Source organism: Paracoccus marcusii, from assembly GCF_006151785.1.
Classification (GTDB): Bacteria; Pseudomonadota; Alphaproteobacteria; order Rhodobacterales; family Rhodobacteraceae; genus Paracoccus; species Paracoccus marcusii.
On sequence record NZ_VDDD01000026.1, the window covers coordinates 1 to 20760 of the forward strand.

Below are 20760 nucleotides of genomic sequence, written 5' to 3' on the forward strand. Positions count from 1 at the left end.
GCCCCGGTGGCCGATCGCCGCGTGCCGGTCGCCGCCTGACGCGACCGCCCGGTCGGCGGGCCGGAAACGGGCGGCCGCACCGTGGTCCGGCCGCCTTTGGCGCATCCGTCGCCGCCCTTCCCAAATCCGGCGTTTTCCTGTATGGCCCCTGTCATCTGTGACGTGAGGTCCTGCCCCGGGGCACATGCAAAGGATAGGGGCGGCGGCAATGGGGCCGCGATACATGACATGGGTGGCCGGAGGGCCGGAGCACCCTTTGAGGAAATCAGATGTTTGATGAAGTGAAGAAATCGATCCAGTGGGGCCAGGAAACCCTGACGCTGGAAACGGGCAAGGTTGCCCGTCAGGCCGACGGCAGCGTCATCGCCACTTTGGGCGAGACCAGCGTCATGGCCAACGTCACCTTCGCAAAGGCGCCGAAGCCCGGACAGGACTTCTTTCCGCTGACGGTGCATTACCAGGAAAAATACTATGCCGCCGGCAAGGTCCCGGGCGGCTTCTTCAAGCGCGAGGCGCGTCCGTCCGAAAAGGAGACGCTGACCGCGCGCCTGATCGACCGTCCGATCCGCCCGCTGTTCGCCCCCGGCTTCAAGCATGAAGTGCTGGTGATGTGCACCGTGCTGAGCCACGACCTGGTCAACGATCCCGACATCGTCGCGATGATCGCGGCCAGCGCCGCACTGACCATCTCGGGCGTGCCCTTCATGGGCCCGATCGCAGGCGCCCGCGTCGGCTTCTCGAACGGCGAATACGTGCTGAACCCCGAGGTTCAGGACATGGACGGCCTGCGCAACAACCCCGAACAGCGCCTGGACCTGGTCATCGCCGGCACCGCCGACGCCGTGATGATGGTTGAATCCGAGGCCTATGAGCTGACCGAGCAGGAGATGCTGGGCGCGGTCAAGTTCGGCCATGACGCGATCAAGCCGGTGATCGACCTGATCATCGACCTGGCCGAGGATGCCGCCAAGGAGCCGTTCGACTTCCAGTCGCCCGACTACAGCGCGCTCTACAACCGCGTGAAGTCGCTGGGCGAGGCGGACATGCGCGCGGCTTACGCGATCCGCGACAAGTCCGAGCGTCAGGACGCCATCGCCGCCGCCAAGACCAAGGTCAAGGACGCCCTGACCGAGGAAGAGCTGGCCGATGCCAACCTGGGTTCGGCGCTGAAGAAGCTGGAATCGGGCATCCTGCGCGGCGACATCATCAGCGGCGGCGCCCGCATCGACGGCCGGGACACCAAGACCGTTCGTCCGATCGTCAGCCAGGTCGGCATCCTGCCGCGCACCCACGGATCGTCGCTGTTCACGCGGGGCGAGACGCAGGCGCTGGTCGTGACGACCCTGGGCACCGGCGATGACGAACAGATCATCGACGCGCTGCACGGAAACTCGCGCTCGAACTTCCTGCTGCACTACAACTTCCCGCCCTATTCGGTCGGCGAGGTTGGTCGCGTGGGCAGCCCCGGCCGTCGCGAAATCGGCCACGGCAAGCTGGCATGGCGTGCGCTGCAGGCGGTTCTGCCCGCGGCGACGGACTTCCCCTACACCATCCGCGTCGTGTCCGAGATCACAGAATCGAACGGATCGTCGTCGATGGCGTCGGTCTGCGGCGGTTCGCTGTCGATGATGGATGCGGGCGTGCCGCTCAAGGCGCCGGTCGCGGGCGTGGCGATGGGCCTGATCCTGGAAGAGGACGGCCGCTTTGCCGTGCTGACCGACATCCTGGGTGACGAAGACCACCTGGGCGACATGGACTTCAAGGTGGCGGGGACCGAGAACGGGATCACGTCGCTGCAGATGGACATCAAGGTCGCGGGCATCACGCCCGAGATCATGGAGCAGGCCCTGGCCCAGGCCAAGGACGGTCGTCTGCACATCCTGTCGGAAATGGCCAACGCCCTGACCGCAGGCCGGACCGAGTTCAGCGCCCATGCGCCGCGCATCGAGACGATGCAGATTCCGACCGACAAGATCCGCGAAGTGATCGGTTCGGGCGGCAAGGTCATCCGCGAGATCGTCGAGGTTTCGGGTGCCAAGGTCGACATCAACGACGACGGCATCATCAAGATCGCGTCGGCCAACGCCGATTCGATCAAGAAGGCCTATGACATGATCTATTCGATCGTGGCCGAGCCGGAAGAGGGCAAGGTCTATACCGGCAAGGTCGTCAAGCTGGTCGACTTCGGCGCCTTCGTGAACTTCTTCGGCAAGCGGGACGGGCTGGTGCATGTCAGCCAGATCGCCAACCGCCGTCTGGGTCACCCCAATGAGATCCTGAAAGAGGGCCAGGAGGTCCGCGTCAAGCTGCTGGGCTTTGACGACCGTGGCAAGGTCCGCCTTGGCATGAAGATGGTCGATCAGGAGACCGGGGCCGAGATCGAGGAAAAGCAGGAGCAGTCGGCCGAAGGCTGAATTGTATTAAGGCAGGCGGCCGGCCAGAAAAGGCCGGCCGCTTTTTGCGCCTCTAAAGGAAATTCCATCTTGCAAGATCTAAGCACGTTGTGGATTGGTGGAAATTTGGGGGCGATGGAACGCGCCAGTCTGAATTCCATGATGCGGCTCGGACATGACGTAACGCTCTATAGCTATACTCCGATTAAAAATGCGCCCCATGGTATTCGGTTGCGGGACGCATCTGAGATAATGCCTGCAGATCGCATTTTGCTCTATCGTGATAAGCGAAAACCAAGCCCAGCTCTGCATGCAAATCTATTTCGCTACGCAATGCTAAATATGACAGACGCTGCTTGGGTCGACCTGGATATCGTTGCCGTCCGACCGGTGCCGCACGCTGACTACCTGATGGGGTTCGAAACCTCATCTTCAGTAAACAACGCTGTCCTAAGATTGCCGCATAGCTCTCCTACATTAAAGCAACTGCTAAGTTTCACATCCGAAAGTCGCGGAGTGCCGCCTCACATTCAAGGCGCGAGGCGTATTAAATATTGGGTGCGAACATTAGGTCGTGGTTATCCTATAGAAAGCTGGGCATGGGGTAGTACTGGACCGAAGGCTTTGACAATGTTCCTTGCGCAAAATTCCGAGTTGCATAACGCACTTCCAAAAAACGTGTTCTATCCTATCGGAGTTCACGACCACGATCAGTTTCTTGAGCCCGGCCGGTGGCAGCTGAACGATTTTCCGAGTGAAACCATTTGTCTTCATTTGTGGGGTAGCAGAATTCGTAAAACTTTGGCGGAGAGGTATAATGGTCAAGTTCCCCGGGGAAGTTTATATGCTGAAATTCTCGACACGTTTGCCGACTTAGGCCAATGACCGAACCCCTGCTGATCCTGACGATGAAATGGGGCACGCTGTACAGCAGTGCCGACGTGAACCGTCTGGCGGCGCAGGTGCGGCGGCATCTGGACCGCCCGCATCGGTTCATCTGCTTCACCGACGACGCAGCAGGCCTTGATCCGCAGGTCGAGGCGATGCCGTTGCCCGAACTGGGTCTGCCCCAGGGGCATTCCGACACGCGCTGGCGCAAGCTGGCGCTGTTCCGGCGCGATCTGGGGGGGCTGTCGGGGACGGCGCTGTTTCTGGACATCGACCTGGTGGTGGTGGACGATCTGGGGCCGTTCTTTGATCTGCCGGGCGATTTCTTCATCATCCGCGACGATGACCTGTTCCGGGCAAAGCCCCTGCGCAAGGTCAACCCGGATCGTGACCGCTTCCTTCACAGCGTCGGCAATTCCAGCGTGTTCCGGTACCGGATCGGCGAACATGCCTATGTCCTGGACGCCTATCTGGCCGATCCGGCGGCGGCCACCCGGGACTATGAGATCAGCCAGCAGTTCCAGTCGGCGCAGCTGGCCGCCCACGGGAACCTGCATTACTGGCCCAAGGGCTGGTGCGTCAGCTTCAAGAACGACTGCGTGCCGCGTAACCTGGCCAGCTATCTGCGCGCCCCCTCCCTGCCCGAGGGGGCGAGGATCGTGCTATTCGCGGGCGCGCCCAAGATGGAGGACGTCTTTGCCGGACGCGGGCACAAATGGTACCGCCGCATCGGCGATATCGGCTGGCTGCGCCGCGCGTGGGAAAACCCGTGATCTCCGAGGCCTTCCGCCGGTTCAAGCAGCGCCGCCGCCAGGCCCGCGCCCTGGCCGAGATCGCCGCGCGCCCCGACCGTCCGGGCCGTCCGCACGGGTTGCCCGGCCCGCTGATCGTGTCGCTGACCAGCCACGCGGCGCGCTTTGCCACGCTGGCGCCGACGCTGCGCGCGCTGACGCGGCAGACGGTGCAGCCCGACCGCGTGATCCTGTGGTTGGCCGAGGGCGATCAGCACCGCCTGCCGCCGGAGGTCGCGGCGATGGCGGGGCTGGAGATCCGCATCTGTCCCGACTGGCGATCCTACAAGAAGATCGTGCCGACGCTGATGGCGCATCCCGAGGCCTATATCGCGACGGCGGATGACGACCTCTATTATCCCGCCGACTGGCTGGAGCGGCTGGTGGCCGTGGCGGGGTCGGGCGTCGCCTGCCTGCGCGCGCATCGCGTGGTGATGGCGGGGGCGGGACCCGCGGGATATGAGGGCTGGACCCACAATATCGACGCGCCCGAGGTCGGGCCGCTGGTCTTTCCGACCGGCGTGTCGGGGGTGATCTATGCGCCCGGCGTCTTCCATGCGGACGTGACGCGGGACGACCTGTTCATGCGGCTGGCGCCGGGGGCGGATGACATCTGGCTGTACTGGATGCACCGGCTGGCCGGGTCGCGGCCCGCCAAGACCGGCGGGCGCGCGCGCACTCTGGAATGGCAGGGCAGTCAGGCCGTCAGCCTGCGCGCCGTGAACCGCCCCGCCGCAGGGCAGGGCGGCAATGACCGTGCCATCGCCGCCCTGCTGGATCATTACGGTTGGCCGTGATCAGGCCGGGTCCTTGGCATAGCGCAGATAGGGCAGCTTGATGTCCAGGGGGCCGTATTTCGCCTCGGCCGAGGCATCGTCCAGGGACAGGGCCACGATCACGTCCTGACCGGGCACCCAGTTGGCGGGCGTGGCGATCGGCACGCCGTCGGTCTTCTGCACCGCGTCCAGCGCGCGCAGGATCTCGGCAAAATTGCGCCCCACGGACATGGGATAGGTCATGGTCAGGCGGACCTTCTTGTCCGGCCCGATGATGAAGACGGTGCGCACGGTCGCGGAATGGGCGGGCGTGCGGCCTTCGGTCGGCAGGTAGTATTCGGCCGGCAGCATGTCATAGGCCTTGGCGACGCCCAGGTCGCTGTCGTCGATGATGGCGAAGTTCGCAGGAACGCCGGCGACCTTGCCGATATCGGCCTTCCATTTCTCATGGTCGTCCACGCTGTCCACGGACACGCCCAGCACCTTGGTGTTGCGCTTTTCGAATTCGGGAGCCAATTGCGCCACGGCGCCGAATTCTGTGGTGCAGACCGGGGTGAAGTCGCGCGGATGGCTGAAGACGATGGCATAGCTGTCGCCGATCCAGTCGTGGAAGCGGATCTGCCCTTCGGTCGAATTGGCGGTGAAGTCGGGGGCCGTGTCATTGATGCGCAGGGACATGGGCGCTCCTTTTCCGGTTGGTTGCGTCGCCCCATAGATAAGCGCCGCGGCGCGGAATGCCAGTGGGGGCGCCATGCGGCCGGGGTTGCGGCGCGGCCTGCGGGGTGACAGGCTTTGCCCGAACGCCAGTCAGGAGGACCAGATGCTGGACCAGCGGAAATTCTATATCGACGGAGCCTGGGTGGACCCCGTGCAGGCACGCGACCTGGAGGTGATCGACCCGTCGACCGAGGATGCGGTCGCGTTCATCTCGATCGGCGATCAGGCGGATACCGATGCCGCGGTGGCCGCGGCCAAGCGTGCCTTTCCGGCCTGGGCCGCGACGCCGCCCGCCGAACGCTTGGCCGTGGTCGAGCGCATCCTGGCGATCTATGAGCGGCGCATGCCCGACATCGCCCGCGCGATCAGCCTGGAGATGGGCGCGCCCGAGGACATGTCCTTGGCCGACCAGGCCGAGTCCGGGGCCTGGCACACCCGCAATTTCATCACCGCCTTCAGGGAGTTCCAGTTCGTGCGGCCCTTGGGGGCGCATGCGCCGACCAGCATGGTCGCGTGGGAGCCGGTGGGCGTGGTGGGCCTGATCACGCCCTGGAACTGGCCGATGAACCAGGTGACGCTGAAGGTGATCCCGGCGCTGCTGGCGGGGGATACCTGCGTGCTGAAGCCCTCCGAGATCGCGCCTTTGTCGTCGATGGTCTTTGCCGAGGTGCTGGATGAGGCGGGCGTGCCAGCGGGCGTCTTCAACCTGGTGAACGGCGACGGGGCGGGGGTCGGCAGCCAGCTGTCGGTGCATCCGGATGTCGAGATGATCAGCTTCACCGGTTCTACGCGCGCCGGGATAGCGATCAGCAAGGCCGCGGCCGACAGCCTGAAGAAGGTCGTTCTGGAGCTGGGTGGCAAGGGCGCCAACATCGTCTTTGCTGATGCCGACGACAAGGCCGTGGTGCGGGGGGCGCGGCACTGCTTCTACAACAGCGGGCAGTCCTGCAACGCCCCGACGCGGATGCTGGTCGAACGCTCGGTCTATGATCGCGCGGTCGAGGTCGCGGCCAAGGTGGCCGAGGAGACCGCCGTGGCGACGGCCCATCAGCCGGGCAAGCATATCGGCCCGGTGGTCAGCCGCCAGCAATGGGATAAGATCCAAGGCCTGATCCAGGCCGGCATCGACGAGGGCGCGCGGCTGGTCGCCGGCGGGCCGGGCCTGCCGGAGGGGGTGAACCGCGGCTATTTCGTGCGGCCGACGGTCTTTGCGGATGTGTCGAACGACATGACAGTCGCGCAGCAGGAGATCTTTGGCCCGGTTCTGTCAATCATCCCCTTCGACAGCGAGGAGGAGGCCGTGGCCATCGCCAATGAGACGCCCTACGGGCTGACGAACTATGTCCAGAGCCAGGACGGCGCACGCCGCAACCGCGTGGCGCGGCAGCTGCGGGCGGGCATGGTCGAGATGAACGGCGAATCGCGCGGGGCCGGATCGGCCTTCGGCGGGGTCAAGAAATCCGGCCGGGCGCGCGAAGGCGGCGTGATGGGGCTGGAGGAGTTCATGGACAGCAAGGCCATCAGCGGATGGGACCGCGACGCCTGACCGTCGGGCCGTCTGCGTCCCGCGACGTGCCGGGGGGACTTCCCGTCCCCCCGGACCCCCCTGCGGGAATACCCCAAGGGCCGGGTCAAGATGCGACAGCGGTGCAGGATTGCGACGACGTCGACGGTGTAGGGCCTGCGGGAGCATAGCTCCCGCGCGCAAGCCGGCCCCCTCGATGGGGGCCGGCTTGCGCCGCTACCGCCCGGCAGGGCAAACTGCGATCCGGTGCGGAACTCAGCCGATCTCTGCTAGGAAAATGTAGCCCGCGCCATAGATCGTCTTGATCAGCCGCGGGTTCTTGGGATCCTCGCCCAGCTTGGTCCGCAGGCGCGAGATGCGCACGTCCATCGCCCGATCAAAGCTGTCGCCGGCCGTGCCGCCCAGGGTTTCCAGCATCTGTGCGCGGGTGATCAGGCGGCGGGGATTGTCGGTGAACAGGCGCAGCACCTCTGCCTCGGCGTGGCTCAGCGGTGTCTCGATGCCGTCGGGCGCGGTCAGCAGGTAACGGTCGAAATCCGCCGTCCAGCCCGCAAAGCGCAGCGTCTGGGGGCGCTGGGTCGCGTTTTGGGACGGCCGTCGCAGGCGGGCGCGGATGCGGGCCACGACCTCGGCCGGCTCGAAGGGCTTGGTGATGTAGTCGTCGGCCCCCAGCTCCAACCCCGTCACCCGGTCCTGGACCTGCGCCCGTCCCGACACGATGATGATCACCGCCCCCGAATCGGATGCCAGCCGATGGACCAGCGCCAACCCGTCCCGGTCCGGCAGGCCCAAATCGATCAGGCAGGCATCCGGTGTAATGCGGCGCAGCGCGGCCTCGAACTCGGTGGCGCGGCCGAAGCTTTGCGTGCGAAAGCCTGCCTGTTCCAGCGCGGCGGACAGGATGCGGCGGATCTGCGGCTCGTCGTCCAGGATCGCGATCAGGGGGGCGTCGGTCATGGCATCTCCTTTACGGGGGCTGCCAGTGCGGCGGCCAGGCGCGGGGCCGTCACGGGCTTGGTCAGCACCGGCCCCGGCGCGCGGGCGCGCAGCGGATCGCCCGGTGGCAGCGAGGTCATCATCACCAGGGGTACCGTCCCCGCCAGATCCAGTCCCAGCCCGTCGCCCAGCTGGATGTCCGACAGGATCACCTCCAACCCCGGCAGGTCCGTCAGGGCGCGGGCCTCCGACAGGGACGCGGCCTCGATCACCGCATGGCCCAGCCCGGTCAGCTCGTCGCGGACCTGAGCGCGGATCTGGTCGTCATCCTCGACCAGCAGCACCATCCGCCGCGCCACGGGCCGCCAAGGCAGGCGCAGCATCACCTGCGCGCCCCGTGGCCCGTTCGACAGGCGCATGGTGCCCCCGACCATCTTGGTCTGGTCATAGACCATCGACAGACCCAGACCCGAGCCCTGGCCCTTCTTGGTGGTGAAGAAGGGTTCAGTCGCGCGGGATAGGGCTTCGGGGGTGAAGCCGGGTCCGGTATCGCCCACCGTCAGTTCCAGCCAGTCGCCGCTGCGCCGCGCCTTCAGCGTGATGACGCCGGGTGGGGTGATCGCCGCATTGGCGTTCAGGATCAGGTTCAGCGCCGAATCCTGTAGCGCGCCGGGGTCCAAGAGTAGCTGTCCGAGCGGCAGGGCCAGGGCCAGGTCCAGCCGCGTCCCTTCGGACAGCGACGGGCGGGCCAGCACCGCCAGATCGGACAGCAATGTCGGCAGGTCCGTCGGCTCCAGCGCGGGTTCGCGCGCGCCGGTGATCTGCGCCAGCCGGTCCAGAAGCGAGGCCCCGCGCCGGGCGGCCGCCAGCGTCGCTTGGACATCCTCGGCCGCGTCCGGTGGCAGGTCGCGGGCGGCCAGTCGGGCCTGCAGGCCCAGGATGATCGTCAGCAGGTTGCCGAAATCATGCGCCATGCCGCTGGTCAGCTGGGCGGCCAGGTTGCGCCGCGCGGCATGGGCCAGCGCCTCTCGCGATTGGACCTCGGCGCTGACATCGGTGGATAGGATATAGACCCCCTGACCATCGCGGTCGGGCGTCAGCGCGATGCGGATGCGCCGGCCCGAGGTGGGGTGGGTGATCTCGAACACCTGCGGATCGCCCGCCAGCGCGCGCTCCATGAACGGGTGCAGGGTTCGCGCGGTGGCCGCCCCCAGGGCCTGTTCCAGCGTCAGCCCGACGATGTCGCCCTCGGCCCCCGGAAAGATCACCGGCAGCCGCCGGTTGGAGAAGGTATAGCGGAACTGCGCGTCCATATGCGCGATATGGGCCGGGACCATCTCGGTCACCTGGCGGGTACGGGCCTCGGTCCGGGTCAGGATACGCTGCGCTTCGGACAGGGCGGCGTTCGTCGCGGCCAGCTTGCGGTTCGCCGCCGCCAGCCGTTCGGCATTCAGCAGCACCTGTTCGGACAGCGCGTCCGACCGCGCCCGAAGTAGCGCTTCCTGACGCTTGATGTCGGTGATGTCGGTATAGACGGTGACCCAGCCCCCTTGCGACAGCGGTGCGCCCTCGACCGCGACCCACCGGCCGTCGGCGCGTTCGCGTTCGAAGTAGTGGGGCTGGAACGTGCGGGCCTGGGCCACGCGCAGGGCGACGGCCTGTTCGGGGTCCTCGGTCGGGCCGTATTCGCCGCGCCGGGCCAGAAAGCGGATCGTGTCCTCGAAATGGCTGCCCGGCAGGGTCAGGTCGTCGGGCAGGTCGAACATCGTCTGGTACTGCCGGTTGGCCACCGCCAGGCGCAGGTCCGCGTCGAAGATGGACAGCGCCTGGCCGATCAGGTTCAGCCCCGACCGGGTCAGGTCGGCGCGAATCTCGGCCCGCGTGACGGGGTCGGGGTGGTGCATGGCGGTCTCCTCCGCCCGTTGGCCTAGCACCGGTGTGCAGCGTGCGAAAGCGTCGTAACATTTCGTAGGAATCGCGTAAAACTGGCGCAAGGTTTGGCGCCAATGGTATGTGTGTCGCGGGGCACGGGGAGGTGCCGCGCGACAGGGCGTCCGCGCCTTGAGGGAGGATACATGACCGTTCAGCACACGCCCCCGGGCGATCTGCAATCCGTGCCCGCGCTGCTGGCGCGCAACGTCGCCCGCTTTGGCGACCGCCCCGCCTATCGCGAGAAGGAATACGGGATCTGGCAAAGCTGGACCTGGACCCAGGCCGCGGACGAGATCCGCGCCCTGGCGATGGGGCTGATGGCGCAGGGGCTGGCGCCGGGCGATCACATGGCGATCATCGGGCGCAACCGTCCGGCGCATTACTGGGGCATGATCGCGGCGCAGATGTGCGGCGCGATCCCGGTGCCCCTGTACCAGGACGCCGTGGCCGAGGAGATGGCCTATGTCCTGGATCATTGCGGCGCGCGCTTCGTGCTGTGCGGCGATCAGGAGCAGGTCGACAAGGTGCTGGAGGTCGAGCAGACCACCGGCGCGCGGGCCCGCATCATCTATACCGACGGGCGGGGCCTGAGGAAGTACGACCATGCCAACATGGCGTCGCTGGCCGACGTGCAGGCGCAGGGCCGGGCGGGGGCCGCGACCCTGGGGCAGCGGCTAGACGCGATCATCGCCGGGCTGGATTACGACAGCACCTGCGTGATGCTGTACACCAGCGGCACGACGGGCAAGCCCAAGGGCGTGGTCCTGTCCAACCGAAACATCATCGAGACCGCTCGCAACACCGCCAATTTCGACCATCTGACCGAGGTCGAGGAGATCGTGGCCTATCTGCCGATGGCCTGGGTGGGCGACTTCATCTTTTCGATGGGCCAGGCGATGTGGTCGGGCTTCACCGTGAACTGCCCCGAGGGGGCGCACACGATGATGACCGACATGCGCGAGATCGGCCCGACCTACTTCTTTGCCCCGCCCCGCGTCTTCGAAGGGCAGCTGACATCCGTGATGATCCGCATGGAAGATGCCAGCCGCCTGAAACGCTGGCTGTTCAAGCGCGGCATGGCGGTGGCGCATCGCGCGGGCCCGGCGCTCCTGGACGGCAAGACGGTCGGCTTGGGCGACAAGCTGGCCTATGCGCTGGGCAAGATCTTCGTCTTCGGCCCGCTGAAGAACACCCTGGGCCTGAGCCGCGTGCGCGTGGGCTATACCGCCGGAGAGGCGATCGGCCCCGAGATCTTCGATTTCTACCGCAGCCTGGGCATCAACCTGAAGCAGCTTTACGGCCAGACCGAGGCAAGCGTCTTCATCACCCAGCAGCCCGACGGGCAGGTGCGCTCTGACACGGTGGGCGTTCCCAGCCCCGGGGTCGAGGTCCGCATCGGAGAGAACGGCGAGGTCTATTACCGCAGCCCCGGCACCTTCGTCGAATATTACAAGAACGCCGACAGCACCGCATCGACCAAGGATGCCGAGGGCTGGGTCGCCACGGGCGACGCGGGCTTCTTCGAGGAGGGCAGCGGCCATCTGCGCATCATCGACCGCGCCAAGGACGTGGGCCGCATGGCCAGCGGCGCGATGTTCGCCCCCAAATATGTCGAGAACAAGCTGAAGTTCTATCCCAACATCCTGGAGGCCGTGGTCATCGGCAACGGCCGCGACTTCTGTACCGCGATGATCAACATCGACCTGACCGCGGTCGGCAACTGGGCCGAACGCAACAACATCGCCTATGGCAGCTATCAGGAACTGGCCGGCCACCCGCAGGTCTATGAGACCATCCGCGGCCATGTCGAGGCGGTGAACGAATCCGTGGCGCAGGACCCGATGCTGTCGGGCTGCCAGGTCCACCGCTTCCTGGTGCTGCACAAGGAGCTGGACCCCGACGACGGAGAGATGACCCGCACCCGCAAGGTCCGCCGCGCCGTCATCACCGAGAAGTTCCACGACCTGGTCACCGCGCTCTATGACGGATCGTCCAGCGTCCATACCCGGACCGAGGTCACCTACGAGGACGGCCGCAAGGGTGCGATCAGCGCGACCCTGCGCATCGAGGATGCCCGCGTCTTCGGCGACGCGGCCCGTCAGAAGGTAGCAGCCCAATGAACGCGATGACCCAGGACGGCTATGTGACCGCCGACGGCCGCCAGATCGGCCCCGTGGTGATGGAGCTGAAGAACATTACCCTGCGGTTCGGCGGCGTTGTCGCCATCAAGGACATCAGCTTCGACATCCGGCAGGGAGAGATCCGCGCGATCATCGGCCCGAACGGCGCGGGCAAGTCGTCGATGCTGAACATCATCTCGGGGTTCTACAACCCGCAGGAGGGGCAGGTCATCTTCAAGGGCCAGCCGCGCCCGGCGATGAAGCCCTATCAGGTCGCGCGCCTGGGCATCGCCCGCACCTTCCAGAACATCGCGCTGTTCGACGGCATGTCGGTTCTGGACAACATCATGACCGGGCGCCTGAACAAGATGAAGACGGGCTTCCTGTCCCAGGCCCTGTGGTGGGGCGCGGCCGAGCGTGAGGAGAACGAGAACCGCGCCGTGGTCGAACGCATCATCGACTTCCTGGAGATCCAGAACATCCGCAAGACGCCCGTCGGCCGTCTGCCCTACGGCCTGAAGAAGCGGGTCGAGCTGGCCCGCGCGCTGGCGGCGGAACCGAACCTGCTGCTGCTGGACGAGCCGATGGCCGGCATGAACGTCGAGGAGAAGGAGGACATGTCCCGCTTCATCCTGTCGGTGAACGACGAGTTCGGCACCACGATCTGCCTGATCGAGCACGACATGGGCGTGGTCATGGACCTGTCCGACCGGGTGGTGGTGATGGATTACGGCAAGAAGATCGGCGACGGCACCCCCGCCGAGGTGCGCAGCAACCAGGCGGTGATCGACGCCTATCTGGGGGTGGCCCATGACTGATCCGATCCGTGCAGAAGTGAAAGGACGCGCCCCATGGACCAGCTGATCTTCGCCGCCGAGGTCGTGCTGAACGGCCTGATGACCGGAGTCATGTACGCGCTTGTGGCGCTGGGCTTCGTGCTCATCTTCAAGGCGTCCGGCGTCTTCAACTATGCCCAGGGGGTGCTGGCGCTGTTCGCGGCACTGACGCTGGTGGGCATCCAGAACGGCCAGGTGCCCTTCGCGCATCTGATCAACGCGGCCTTCGGCACCTCGCTGCACCATTTCGGCTGGACGGTCCCCGCGGTCCTGGCCGTGGCCCTGACCGCACTGGTGATGGTCGGCCTGGCCTTCCTGATCGAGAAGCTGGTTCTGCAGCACCTGGTGGGACAGGAACCGATCATCCTCTTCATGGCGACCATCGGCCTTGCCTATTTCCTGGAGGGCCTGGGCGACGTGATGTGGGGCGCCGACATCAAGACGCTGGACGTTGGACTGCCACAGGGCATCTCGGACGGGATCGAGGCCGTCACCGCGCAATGGTTCGGCTATGGCTTCTTCATCGACCGGCTGGACCTGTGGGCCACGCTGATCGCGGCGATCCTGGTGGCCGCACTGGTGGCCTTCGCGCAATACACCAAGCAGGGCCGCGCCATGCGCGCCGTGGCCGACGACCACCAGGCGGCGATGTCCGTGGGCATCTCGCTGCGCTTCATCTGGGTGATGGTCTGGTCGATCGCAGGTTTCGTGGCGCTGGTCGCGGGCATCATGTGGGGCACGAAATCGGGGGTGCAGTTCAGCCTGTCGCTGATCGCGCTCAAGGCGTTGCCGGTGCTGATGCTGGGGGGCTTCACTTCGATCCCCGGCGCCATCGTGGGCGGGCTGATCATCGGCGTGGGCGAGAAACTGTTCGAATTCACCATCGGCCCGATGGTCGGCGGCGCGACAGAGAACTGGTTCGCCTATGTCCTGGCGCTGATCTTCCTGGTGTTCCGGCCCCAGGGGCTGTTCGGCGAACGCATCATCGAACGGGTGTGACCATGGCGCTTCTTCATTGCAGAAATACCCCGGGGGTGCGGGGGCTGGCCCCCGCCGACCGTGCTGAAAGGAACACCCGATGATCTATCGTGAGGCCGGCGACTTCAAGACCAGCTACCGCGACGACAGCCAGACCTTTCCGATCCGTCTGGACCGCTGGGGCTATTACGCGATCCTGGCCGTGGCCTTCGGGATCATTCCTTTCGTCATCAACGACTATTGGGCCAATGCGGTCCTGGTGCCCTTCCTGATCTATGCCATCGCCGCCCTGGGGCTGAACGTGCTGACCGGCTATGCCGGCCAGGTCAGCCTGGGAACCGGCGGTTTCATGGCGGTGGGGGCCTATGCGGTCTACAAGCTGATGACGGCATTCCCGGATGTCAGCATCGTCATCCACATCCTGCTGGCGGGCGGCATCACCGCCGGGGTGGGCGTCCTGTTCGGCCTGCCCAGCCTTCGGATCAAGGGCTTCTATCTGGCCGTCGCCACGCTGGCCGCGCAGTTCTTCCTGGTCTGGCTGTTCAACAAGGTCCCGTGGTTCTACAACTATTCGGCCTCGGGCCAGATCACCGCGCCGACGCGCACGGTGTTCGACCAGGCGGTGACCGGCCCGGCCGCGACCGCGCCCGCGAAATACCTGATCTGCCTGGTCTTCGCCTTCGTGCTGGCCTGGGTCGCGCGCAACCTGACGCGCGGCAGCCTGGGGCGCAAGTGGATGGCCATCCGCGACATGGACATCGCGGCCGAGATCATCGGCGTGAACCCCCTGCGCGCGAAACTGTCGGCCTTTGCCGTCAGCAGCTTCTTCATCGGCATCGCCGGCGCGCTTCTGTTCGCGGTCTATCTGGGGGCTGCCGAGGTCGGCGAGGCCTTCGGCATCAACAAGAGCTTCCTTGTGCTGTTCATGATCATCATCGGCGGCCTGGGCAGCATCTTCGGCAGCTTTGCCGGCGCGGCCTTCCTGGTGCTGCTGCCGGTGCTGCTCAAGAACTTCCTGGTCGGCAACATGGGCTGGCCCACCGACCTGGCCGCCCATATCGAGCTGATGATCGTGGGCGCGCTGATCGTGACCTTCCTCATCGTCGAGCCGCACGGCCTGGCGCGCCTGTGGCGCCTGGCCAAGGACAAGCTGCGCCTGTGGCCGTTCCCGCATTAACGTCAAGACCGGGCAACCGGCATCGCATCTCTGGGAGGAGACCCGCAATGAAACTGACCCTTGCCGCCCTGGCCACCACGATGATGGTCGCAAGCCCCGCACTGGCGGACCTGATCGTGCCGAACATGTCCTATCGGACCGGCCCCTATGCCGCGAACGGTATCCCCTATGCCGACGGCTTTGCCGATTACTTCACGCTGCTCAACGAACGCGACGGCGGCATCGGCGGCCAGCGCATCCAGGTCCCGGAATGCGAGACCGCCTACAACACCGAGAAGGGGGTCGAGTGCTATGAATCGCTGCGCACCCAGAACCCGCTGGTCCTGAATCCGCTGTCGACGGGCATCACCTATCAGCTGATCCCGCGGATCACCCAGGACGGCATCCCGCTCTACACGCCGGGCTATGGCCGCACCTCGGCCAAGGACGGCTCTGTCTTCGAATGGGTGTTCAACGCGCCGGCGAACTATTGGGACGGCGCCTCGGTCGCGGTCAAGCATATCCTGGACCAGGAGGGGGGCGACCTGTCCGGCAAGAAGATCGCGCTGGTCTATCACAACTCGGCCTATGGCAAGGAGCCGATCCGTACGCTGGAGGAGCTGTCCGAAAAGCACGGGTTCGAACTGAGCCTGCTGCCCGTGGACGCACCCGGCCAAGAGCAGAAGTCGCAATGGCTGCAGATTCGCCGCGACCGGCCCGATTACGTGATCATGTATGCCTGGGGCGTGATGAACCAGGTCGCCATCCAGGAGGCCGTGAACATCCGCTTCCCGATGGACAAGTTCATCGGCATCTGGTGGTCGGGCTCCGAGAACGACGTGCGCGCGGCGGGGGCCGGGGCCGAGGGCTACAAAGCGCTGACCTTCCACGGCGTGGGCCGCGACTATCCGCTGTACGAGGACCTGCAGACGCATGTCTATGACAAGGGTCTGGCGGCCGGTGCGGGCGATCAGGCGGGCAGCGTTCTCTATTCGCGCGGCGCCTATGCGGCGCTGGTGATCGCCGAGGCCATCGCCAAGGCGCAGGAGCTGGCCGGCACCCCCGAGATCACGCCCGCGCAGATGCGCGACGGCTTCGAGGCGCTGGACATCACCGCCGAGCGCATGGCTGAGCTGGGCCTGCCCGATTTCGGCGCGCCCATCGCGCTGTCCTGTCAGAACCACGGCGGCGACGGCCTGGCCCGCGTGCAGCAGTGGAACGCCGCCGAGGGGACGTGGTCGCTGATCACCGACTTCATCGAGCCGGATGCCGAGATCCTGGACCCGCTGATCAAGGAAGACAGCGCCGCCTATGCCGCCGAGGCGGGCCTGACCGCGCGCTGCAACTGATCCACGACCGGCGGCGGTCACCCCGCCGCCGGTCCCGCATCCAAGGGGACAGCCCATGTTCGATACCCGCACCCAAGAGACGCTGCTGGACGTCAACAACATCGAGGTGATCTACAACCACGTCATCCTGGTCCTGAAGGGCGTCAGCCTGACGGTGCCCAAGGGCGGCATCACCGCACTGCTGGGCGGCAACGGGGCGGGCAAGACCACGACGCTCAAGGCGATCTCGAACCTGCTGGCCAGCGAGCGGGGCGAGGTGACCAAGGGGTCGATCACCTATCAGGGCGACGACATCACCGCGCTGGACCCGGCCGCCCTGGTGCGGCGCGGCGTCATCCAGGTGATGGAGGGCCGCCACTGCTTCGAGCACCTGACGGTGGAGGAGAACCTGCTGACCGGCGCCTATACCCGCCGCGACGGATCGGCCGCCATCAAGCGCGACCTGGAGATGGTCTATGACTATTTCCCGCGCCTGCGCGAGCGGCGCAAGAGCCAGGCGGGATACACCTCGGGCGGCGAACAGCAGATGACCGCGATGGGTCGCGCGCTGATGTCGCGCCCGCAGATGATCCTCTTGGACGAGCCGTCGATGGGCCTGGCCCCGCAGCTGGTCGAGCAGATCTTCCAGATCGTCAAGGCCGTGAACGAGGGCGAGGGGGTCACCTTTCTTCTGGCCGAGCAGAACACCAACGTCGCGCTGCGCTATGCCCATCAGGGCTACATCCTGGAAAACGGGCGCGTCGTGATGGAGGGTCCGGCCGCGCAGCTGCGCGAGAACCCGGACGTCAAGGAATTCTACCTGGGCATGTCGGACGAGGGGCGCAAGTCCTTCCGCGAGGTGCGCAGCTATCGCCGGCGCAAGCGCTGGCTGGCCTGAGGGGGTCATCATGGGATATTACGACGATCTGGAAACGCGCGACGAGGGTCAGCGCGCCGAGGCGCTGGCCCAGGCCCTGCCGCTGGCGCTGAGCCGCGCCAAGCTGGCCCCCGCGATGGCGCGCCTTCTGCGCGACGTGGAGCCGGAGGTGGTGACCGACCACGCCGCGCTGGCCCGCCTGCCGGTGATCCGCAAGGCCGAGCTGTCCGAGGCGCAGCGCAAGCAGCCCCCCTTCGGCGGCTATACCACCCGCCCCGCCGCGCAGTTCGACCACATCTTTCAAAGCCCCGGCCCGATCTATGAACCCGGTCGGCGCGACGGCGACTGGTGGCGGCTTGGCCGCTTCCTGCATGCCGCGGGCGTGGGGCAGGGCGACATCGTCCAGAACTGCTTCGGCTATCACCTGACGCCTGCCGGGATGATGTTCGAATCAGGCGCGCGGGCCGTCGATGCGGCGGTCCTGCCCGCCGGCACCGGGCAGACAGAACTGCAGGTGCGCGCGGCCGTCGACATCGGCACGACCTGCTATGCCGGCACGCCCGATTTCCTCAAGGTGATCCTGGACCGTGCCGACGAGATGGGCGAGGTGCTGTCCTTCACCAAGGCCGTGGTGGGCGGCGGCGCGCTGTTCCCGTCGCTGCGCCAGATGTATGCCGACCGGGGGATCGTCACGCGGCAATGCTATGCCACCGCCGATCTGGGTAACATCGCCTATGAGAGCGAGGCGATGGAGGGAATGATCGTGGACGAGGGTGTGATCGTCGAGATCGTGCGCCCCGGCACCGGCGATCCGGTTCCCGACGGCGAGGTCGGCGAAGTGCTGGTGACCACGCTGAACCCGGATTATCCGCTGGTTCGTTTCGCGACGGGTGACCTGTCTGCGGTCCTTGCAGGTACCAGTCCTTGTGGTCGCACCAACATGCGCATCAAGGGGTGGATGGGGCGCGCCGATCAGACGACAAAGATCAAGGGCATGTTCGTGCGCCCCGAACAGGTGGCAGCCCTGGTCGCGCGCCATGCGGACGTGTCCCGCGCCCGCGTGATCGCCGATCGTCGCGGAGAGATGGACGTGATGACCGTCCAGCTGGAAACTGCGGGTCAGGGGGGCGACTATGCCGCATCCGTCATGGACACGCTGAAGCTGCGCGGCGACATCGAACTGGTGGCACCGGGCAGCCTGCCCAATGATGGCAAGGTCATCGAGGATCGCCGCAGCTATGAATAGGACGCATTTGATCCGTTAACTTGATCGAAACCTTTGACCCGGCGACAAGGATGCCTGACCGGAACGAAGGATAGACATCATGGCTGCGGGCAAGGGGCTGAACGGGCCGTCCATCATCATCAAGCGCGTCGAGGCGTCGTCCGACGGCGGCCACCACGGCGGCGCGTGGAAGGTCGCCTATGCGGATTTCGTGACCGCGATGATGGCGTTCTTCCTGCTGATGTGGCTGCTAAACGCCACCACCGAGGAGCAGAAGACCGGTCTGGCCGACTACTTCGCACCGACGGTGATCCAGACGCCGAACGCCACCACCAGCGGCGGCGGCGACGGGACCGAGGACGGCGTCCGTCACGCGGTCGAGGCGCCGCTGCCCGACAGCGACAGTGCAGGCGACTTCGAGGAGGTCGCCCGCGCCGTCCAGGACAGCCTGACCGGCACGGGCGCCGAATCGTCCCAGCTGACCAACCTGCTGCAGCATGTCGTGACCCGCATGACCGACGAAGGGTTGGTGATCGAGCTGGGCGATCTGACCGACGCCCCCCTGTTCGTCGAGGACACCGCCCAGCCCCAGCCCGCCCTGTCCGAACTGATGGGAATCATCGCGCGGGTCATCCGGCATGTCAGGAACGATGTGGCGATCTCGGGCCATGTGCGCGCCTATCCCGAAACCCTGGTCGCGTCGCCGGTCTGGCCGCTGTCGGATGCCCGGGCGCATACGGTGCGCAACCTGCTGGAACAGCAGGGTTTCGACGGCAAGCGCGTGCAGCGGGTCAGCGGCTATGCGGACCGCAAGAACCGGCAGGGCAACCCGATGGACCCGCTGAACAACCGGATAGAGCTGATTTTACTCAGGTAGCCGTCGCGGTTAGCCTTATCTTAAGCGTTCACGGGCAGTGTGACGGACAAGACCGAAATCAGAAGGGTGTCTGTCCATGTCCATCTCCTCTGCGATGAATGCCGGCGTGTCCGGCCTTGCCGCGAACTCGTCGCGGCTGGGAACCATCTCGGACAATATCGCGAACGCATCGACCTTCGGGTACAAGCGCGTCGAGACCGACTTCAATGCGCTGGTCGTGGGGCAGGGGGCGGGCCTTTACACCGCAGGTGGCGTTCGCGCGTCCACGACGCGATCGGTGTCGCAGGACGGTGCGATCGTGACCACCTCGAATGCGCTGGATCTTGCGATGACCGGGCGGGGCATGCTGCCCGTGACGACCCTGAACGATGCAACCGGTGGGGGGACGCCGTCGCTGATGATGACGCGGACCGGTGCGTTCCGTCCCGATGCGGGCGGCTTGCTGCGCACCGAAAGCGGGCTGGTGCTGATGGGCTGGCCCACGGCCGCGGACGGTAGCATGCCGCTTGTCGCGCGCGACACGTCGGCCGCACTGCAGCCGATCCGCATCGAATCGAACCGCCCTGTCGGGGATCCGACGACGCAGGTGTCGCTTGGCGCCAACCTACCCGCAACAGAGACCCTGCCCACCGGCTCGGGCGACCCGCTGCCGCTGCGCGTCGAGTATTTCGGCAACCTGGGAACCTCGGAATCGCTGGACATCACCTTCACGCCCGACACCAGCGATCCAACCGGCATGTCGAACACCTGGACGGTCAGCATCAGCGACAGTGCCAGTGATCCCGCAGCCAACCCGATCTCAACCTTCCAGGTGACGTTCGACGACAGCCAGGGGGCGGGCGGCGCGCTGCTGAACGTCGTCGGCGGCGGCTATGATCCGGCAACCGGTGCGATCCCGCTGACCGTCGGGGGCGGCAACATAGAGCTTTCCATCGGCGTGCCGGGCGGGGCCTCGGGCCTGAAGCAGCTGGCGGCCAGCTTCTCTCCGTCGAACGTGGTCAAGAACGGCTCTCCGGTGGGGCAGCTGGTCGCGGTCGAGGTTGACCCGCAGGGCTATGTCAAGGCGACCTACGACACCGGTTTCGTCAAGGCGCTGTACAAGATCCCCGTCATCGACGTCCCGAATCCCAACGGCCTGGTGGCGGTCGAGGGGCAGGCCTTCAAGACATCGCCCGATTCTGGCGGTTTCTTCCTGTGGGATGCGGGCGACGGGCCGACGGGCGCCATCGCCGGCTATGCCCGCGAGGCGTCGACCACAGACATCGCGCAGGAACTGACACATCTGATCACCACGCAACGCGCCTATTCGTCGAACGCCAAGATCATCCAGACGGTCGACGAGATGCTGCAGGAAACCACGAACATCAAGCGCTGATCCGCCCCGCAGGGGATCGGGTGAAGGAGG

17 protein-coding genes are annotated in these 20760 nt (G+C 66.1%); 14 read left to right on the forward strand and 3 right to left on the reverse strand.

Annotation, left to right across the window (positions count from 1 at the left end):
* Window positions 1-269 precede the first annotated feature (269 nt).
* The 4 genes from pnp (at window position 270) to FHD68_RS06150 (ending at window position 4869) form a co-directional block, all read left to right on the forward strand.
* Window positions 270-2414 carry a polyribonucleotide nucleotidyltransferase gene (gene pnp / locus FHD68_RS06135; RefSeq protein WP_045980999.1) on the forward strand — a complete coding sequence of 715 codons (2145 nt, stop codon included), beginning with the start codon at window positions 270-272 and terminating at the stop codon, window positions 2412-2414.
* A 69-nt stretch (window positions 2415-2483) separates the two neighbouring features.
* Complete coding sequence (locus tag FHD68_RS06140) at window positions 2484-3278, forward strand: hypothetical protein (protein ID WP_127897706.1); 795 nt, start codon at window positions 2484-2486, stop codon at window positions 3276-3278.
* A complete protein-coding gene (locus FHD68_RS06145) occupies window positions 3275-4054 on the forward strand; it encodes a hypothetical protein (RefSeq protein WP_127897707.1) in 780 nt (259 codons plus the stop codon). The genes FHD68_RS06140 and FHD68_RS06145 overlap by 4 nt, the downstream gene beginning before the upstream one ends.
* Entirely contained in the window at window positions 4039-4869 is an 831-nt protein-coding gene (locus FHD68_RS06150; protein WP_244297772.1) for a glycosyltransferase family 2 protein, read from the forward strand. The genes FHD68_RS06145 and FHD68_RS06150 overlap by 16 nt, the downstream gene beginning before the upstream one ends.
* On the opposite strand, the gene FHD68_RS06155 is transcribed toward FHD68_RS06150, so the two are convergent.
* Window positions 4870-5526, reverse strand: a complete 657-nt coding sequence (locus tag FHD68_RS06155; protein WP_127897709.1) for a peroxiredoxin — start codon at window positions 5524-5526, stop codon at window positions 4870-4872.
* 142 nt (window positions 5527-5668) lie between these two features.
* Between FHD68_RS06155 and FHD68_RS06160 the strand changes: the two genes are divergently transcribed.
* On the forward strand, window positions 5669-7111 hold the full coding sequence (locus tag FHD68_RS06160) for an aldehyde dehydrogenase family protein (protein ID WP_127897710.1): 1443 nt from the start codon (window positions 5669-5671) through the stop codon (window positions 7109-7111).
* A gap of 234 nt (window positions 7112-7345) precedes the next feature.
* Here the strand turns inward: FHD68_RS06160 and FHD68_RS06165 are convergent, their stop codons facing one another.
* Both FHD68_RS06165 and FHD68_RS06170 read right to left on the reverse strand, forming a co-directional pair.
* On the reverse strand, window positions 7346-8047 hold the full coding sequence (locus FHD68_RS06165) for a response regulator transcription factor (protein WP_045980995.1): 702 nt from the start codon (window positions 8045-8047) through the stop codon (window positions 7346-7348).
* Complete coding sequence (locus FHD68_RS06170) at window positions 8044-9930, reverse strand: hybrid sensor histidine kinase/response regulator (RefSeq protein WP_127897711.1); 1887 nt, start codon at window positions 9928-9930, stop codon at window positions 8044-8046. The genes FHD68_RS06165 and FHD68_RS06170 overlap by 4 nt, the downstream gene beginning before the upstream one ends.
* Before the next feature lie 171 nt (window positions 9931-10101).
* On the opposite strand from FHD68_RS06170, the gene FHD68_RS06175 reads away from it, so the two are divergent.
* The 9 genes from FHD68_RS06175 (at window position 10102) to FHD68_RS06215 (ending at window position 20730) form a co-directional block, all read left to right on the forward strand.
* Entirely contained in the window at window positions 10102-12078 is a 1977-nt protein-coding gene (locus FHD68_RS06175) for an AMP-binding protein (protein ID WP_127897712.1), read from the forward strand.
* A complete protein-coding gene (locus FHD68_RS06180) occupies window positions 12075-12896 on the forward strand; it encodes an ABC transporter ATP-binding protein (RefSeq protein ID WP_127897713.1) in 822 nt (273 codons plus the stop codon). The genes FHD68_RS06175 and FHD68_RS06180 overlap by 4 nt, the downstream gene beginning before the upstream one ends.
* Window positions 12897-12929: 33 nt before the next feature.
* Window positions 12930-13913 carry a branched-chain amino acid ABC transporter permease gene (locus FHD68_RS06185; RefSeq protein ID WP_045980991.1) on the forward strand — a complete coding sequence of 328 codons (984 nt, stop codon included), beginning with the start codon at window positions 12930-12932 and terminating at the stop codon, window positions 13911-13913.
* Between the two features lie 79 nt (window positions 13914-13992).
* Window positions 13993-15069, forward strand: a complete 1077-nt coding sequence (locus tag FHD68_RS06190; protein WP_045980990.1) for a branched-chain amino acid ABC transporter permease — start codon at window positions 13993-13995, stop codon at window positions 15067-15069.
* 47 nt (window positions 15070-15116) lie between these two features.
* Window positions 15117-16397, forward strand: a complete 1281-nt coding sequence (locus FHD68_RS06195) for an ABC transporter substrate-binding protein (protein WP_045980989.1) — start codon at window positions 15117-15119, stop codon at window positions 16395-16397.
* A gap of 55 nt (window positions 16398-16452) precedes the next feature.
* Entirely contained in the window at window positions 16453-17274 is an 822-nt protein-coding gene (locus FHD68_RS06200) for an ABC transporter ATP-binding protein (RefSeq protein ID WP_045980988.1), read from the forward strand.
* A 10-nt stretch (window positions 17275-17284) separates the two neighbouring features.
* Window positions 17285-18499 carry a phenylacetate--CoA ligase family protein gene (locus tag FHD68_RS06205; protein WP_127897714.1) on the forward strand — a complete coding sequence of 405 codons (1215 nt, stop codon included), beginning with the start codon at window positions 17285-17287 and terminating at the stop codon, window positions 18497-18499.
* Between the two features lie 79 nt (window positions 18500-18578).
* Window positions 18579-19355, forward strand: coding sequence for a flagellar motor protein MotB (locus FHD68_RS06210; protein WP_046000719.1), 777 nt, complete (start codon window positions 18579-18581; stop codon window positions 19353-19355).
* A gap of 76 nt (window positions 19356-19431) precedes the next feature.
* On the forward strand, window positions 19432-20730 hold the full coding sequence (locus tag FHD68_RS06215; RefSeq protein ID WP_045980985.1) for a flagellar hook protein FlgE: 1299 nt from the start codon (window positions 19432-19434) through the stop codon (window positions 20728-20730).
* Window positions 20731-20760 lie beyond the last annotated feature (30 nt).

Bases quoted from the DNA above. Each gene is read 5' to 3' on its own strand.
- FHD68_RS06210 (WP_046000719.1), top strand. From the start codon at position 18,579: ATGGCTGCGGGCAAGGGGCTGAACGGGCCGTCCATCATCATCAAGCGC.
- FHD68_RS06160 (WP_127897710.1), top strand. From the start codon at position 5,669: ATGCTGGACCAGCGGAAATTCTATATCGACGGAGCCTGGGTGGACCCC.
- FHD68_RS06155 (WP_127897709.1), bottom strand. From the start codon at position 5,526: ATGTCCCTGCGCATCAATGACACGGCCCCCGACTTCACCGCCAATTCG.
- FHD68_RS06165 (WP_045980995.1), bottom strand. From the start codon at position 8,047: ATGACCGACGCCCCCCTGATCGCGATCCTGGACGACGAGCCGCAGATC.
- FHD68_RS06215 (WP_045980985.1), top strand. From the start codon at position 19,432: ATGTCCATCTCCTCTGCGATGAATGCCGGCGTGTCCGGCCTTGCCGCG.
- FHD68_RS06180 (WP_127897713.1), top strand. From the start codon at position 12,075: ATGAACGCGATGACCCAGGACGGCTATGTGACCGCCGACGGCCGCCAG.
- FHD68_RS06190 (WP_045980990.1), top strand. From the start codon at position 13,993: ATGATCTATCGTGAGGCCGGCGACTTCAAGACCAGCTACCGCGACGAC.
- FHD68_RS06195 (WP_045980989.1), top strand. From the start codon at position 15,117: ATGAAACTGACCCTTGCCGCCCTGGCCACCACGATGATGGTCGCAAGC.
- FHD68_RS06170 (WP_127897711.1), bottom strand. From the start codon at position 9,930: ATGCACCACCCCGACCCCGTCACGCGGGCCGAGATTCGCGCCGACCTG.
- pnp (WP_045980999.1), top strand. From the start codon at position 270: ATGTTTGATGAAGTGAAGAAATCGATCCAGTGGGGCCAGGAAACCCTG.
- FHD68_RS06185 (WP_045980991.1), top strand. From the start codon at position 12,930: ATGGACCAGCTGATCTTCGCCGCCGAGGTCGTGCTGAACGGCCTGATG.
- FHD68_RS06200 (WP_045980988.1), top strand. From the start codon at position 16,453: ATGTTCGATACCCGCACCCAAGAGACGCTGCTGGACGTCAACAACATC.
- FHD68_RS06175 (WP_127897712.1), top strand. From the start codon at position 10,102: ATGACCGTTCAGCACACGCCCCCGGGCGATCTGCAATCCGTGCCCGCG.
- FHD68_RS06205 (WP_127897714.1), top strand. From the start codon at position 17,285: ATGGGATATTACGACGATCTGGAAACGCGCGACGAGGGTCAGCGCGCC.
- FHD68_RS06145 (WP_127897707.1), top strand. From the start codon at position 3,275: ATGACCGAACCCCTGCTGATCCTGACGATGAAATGGGGCACGCTGTAC.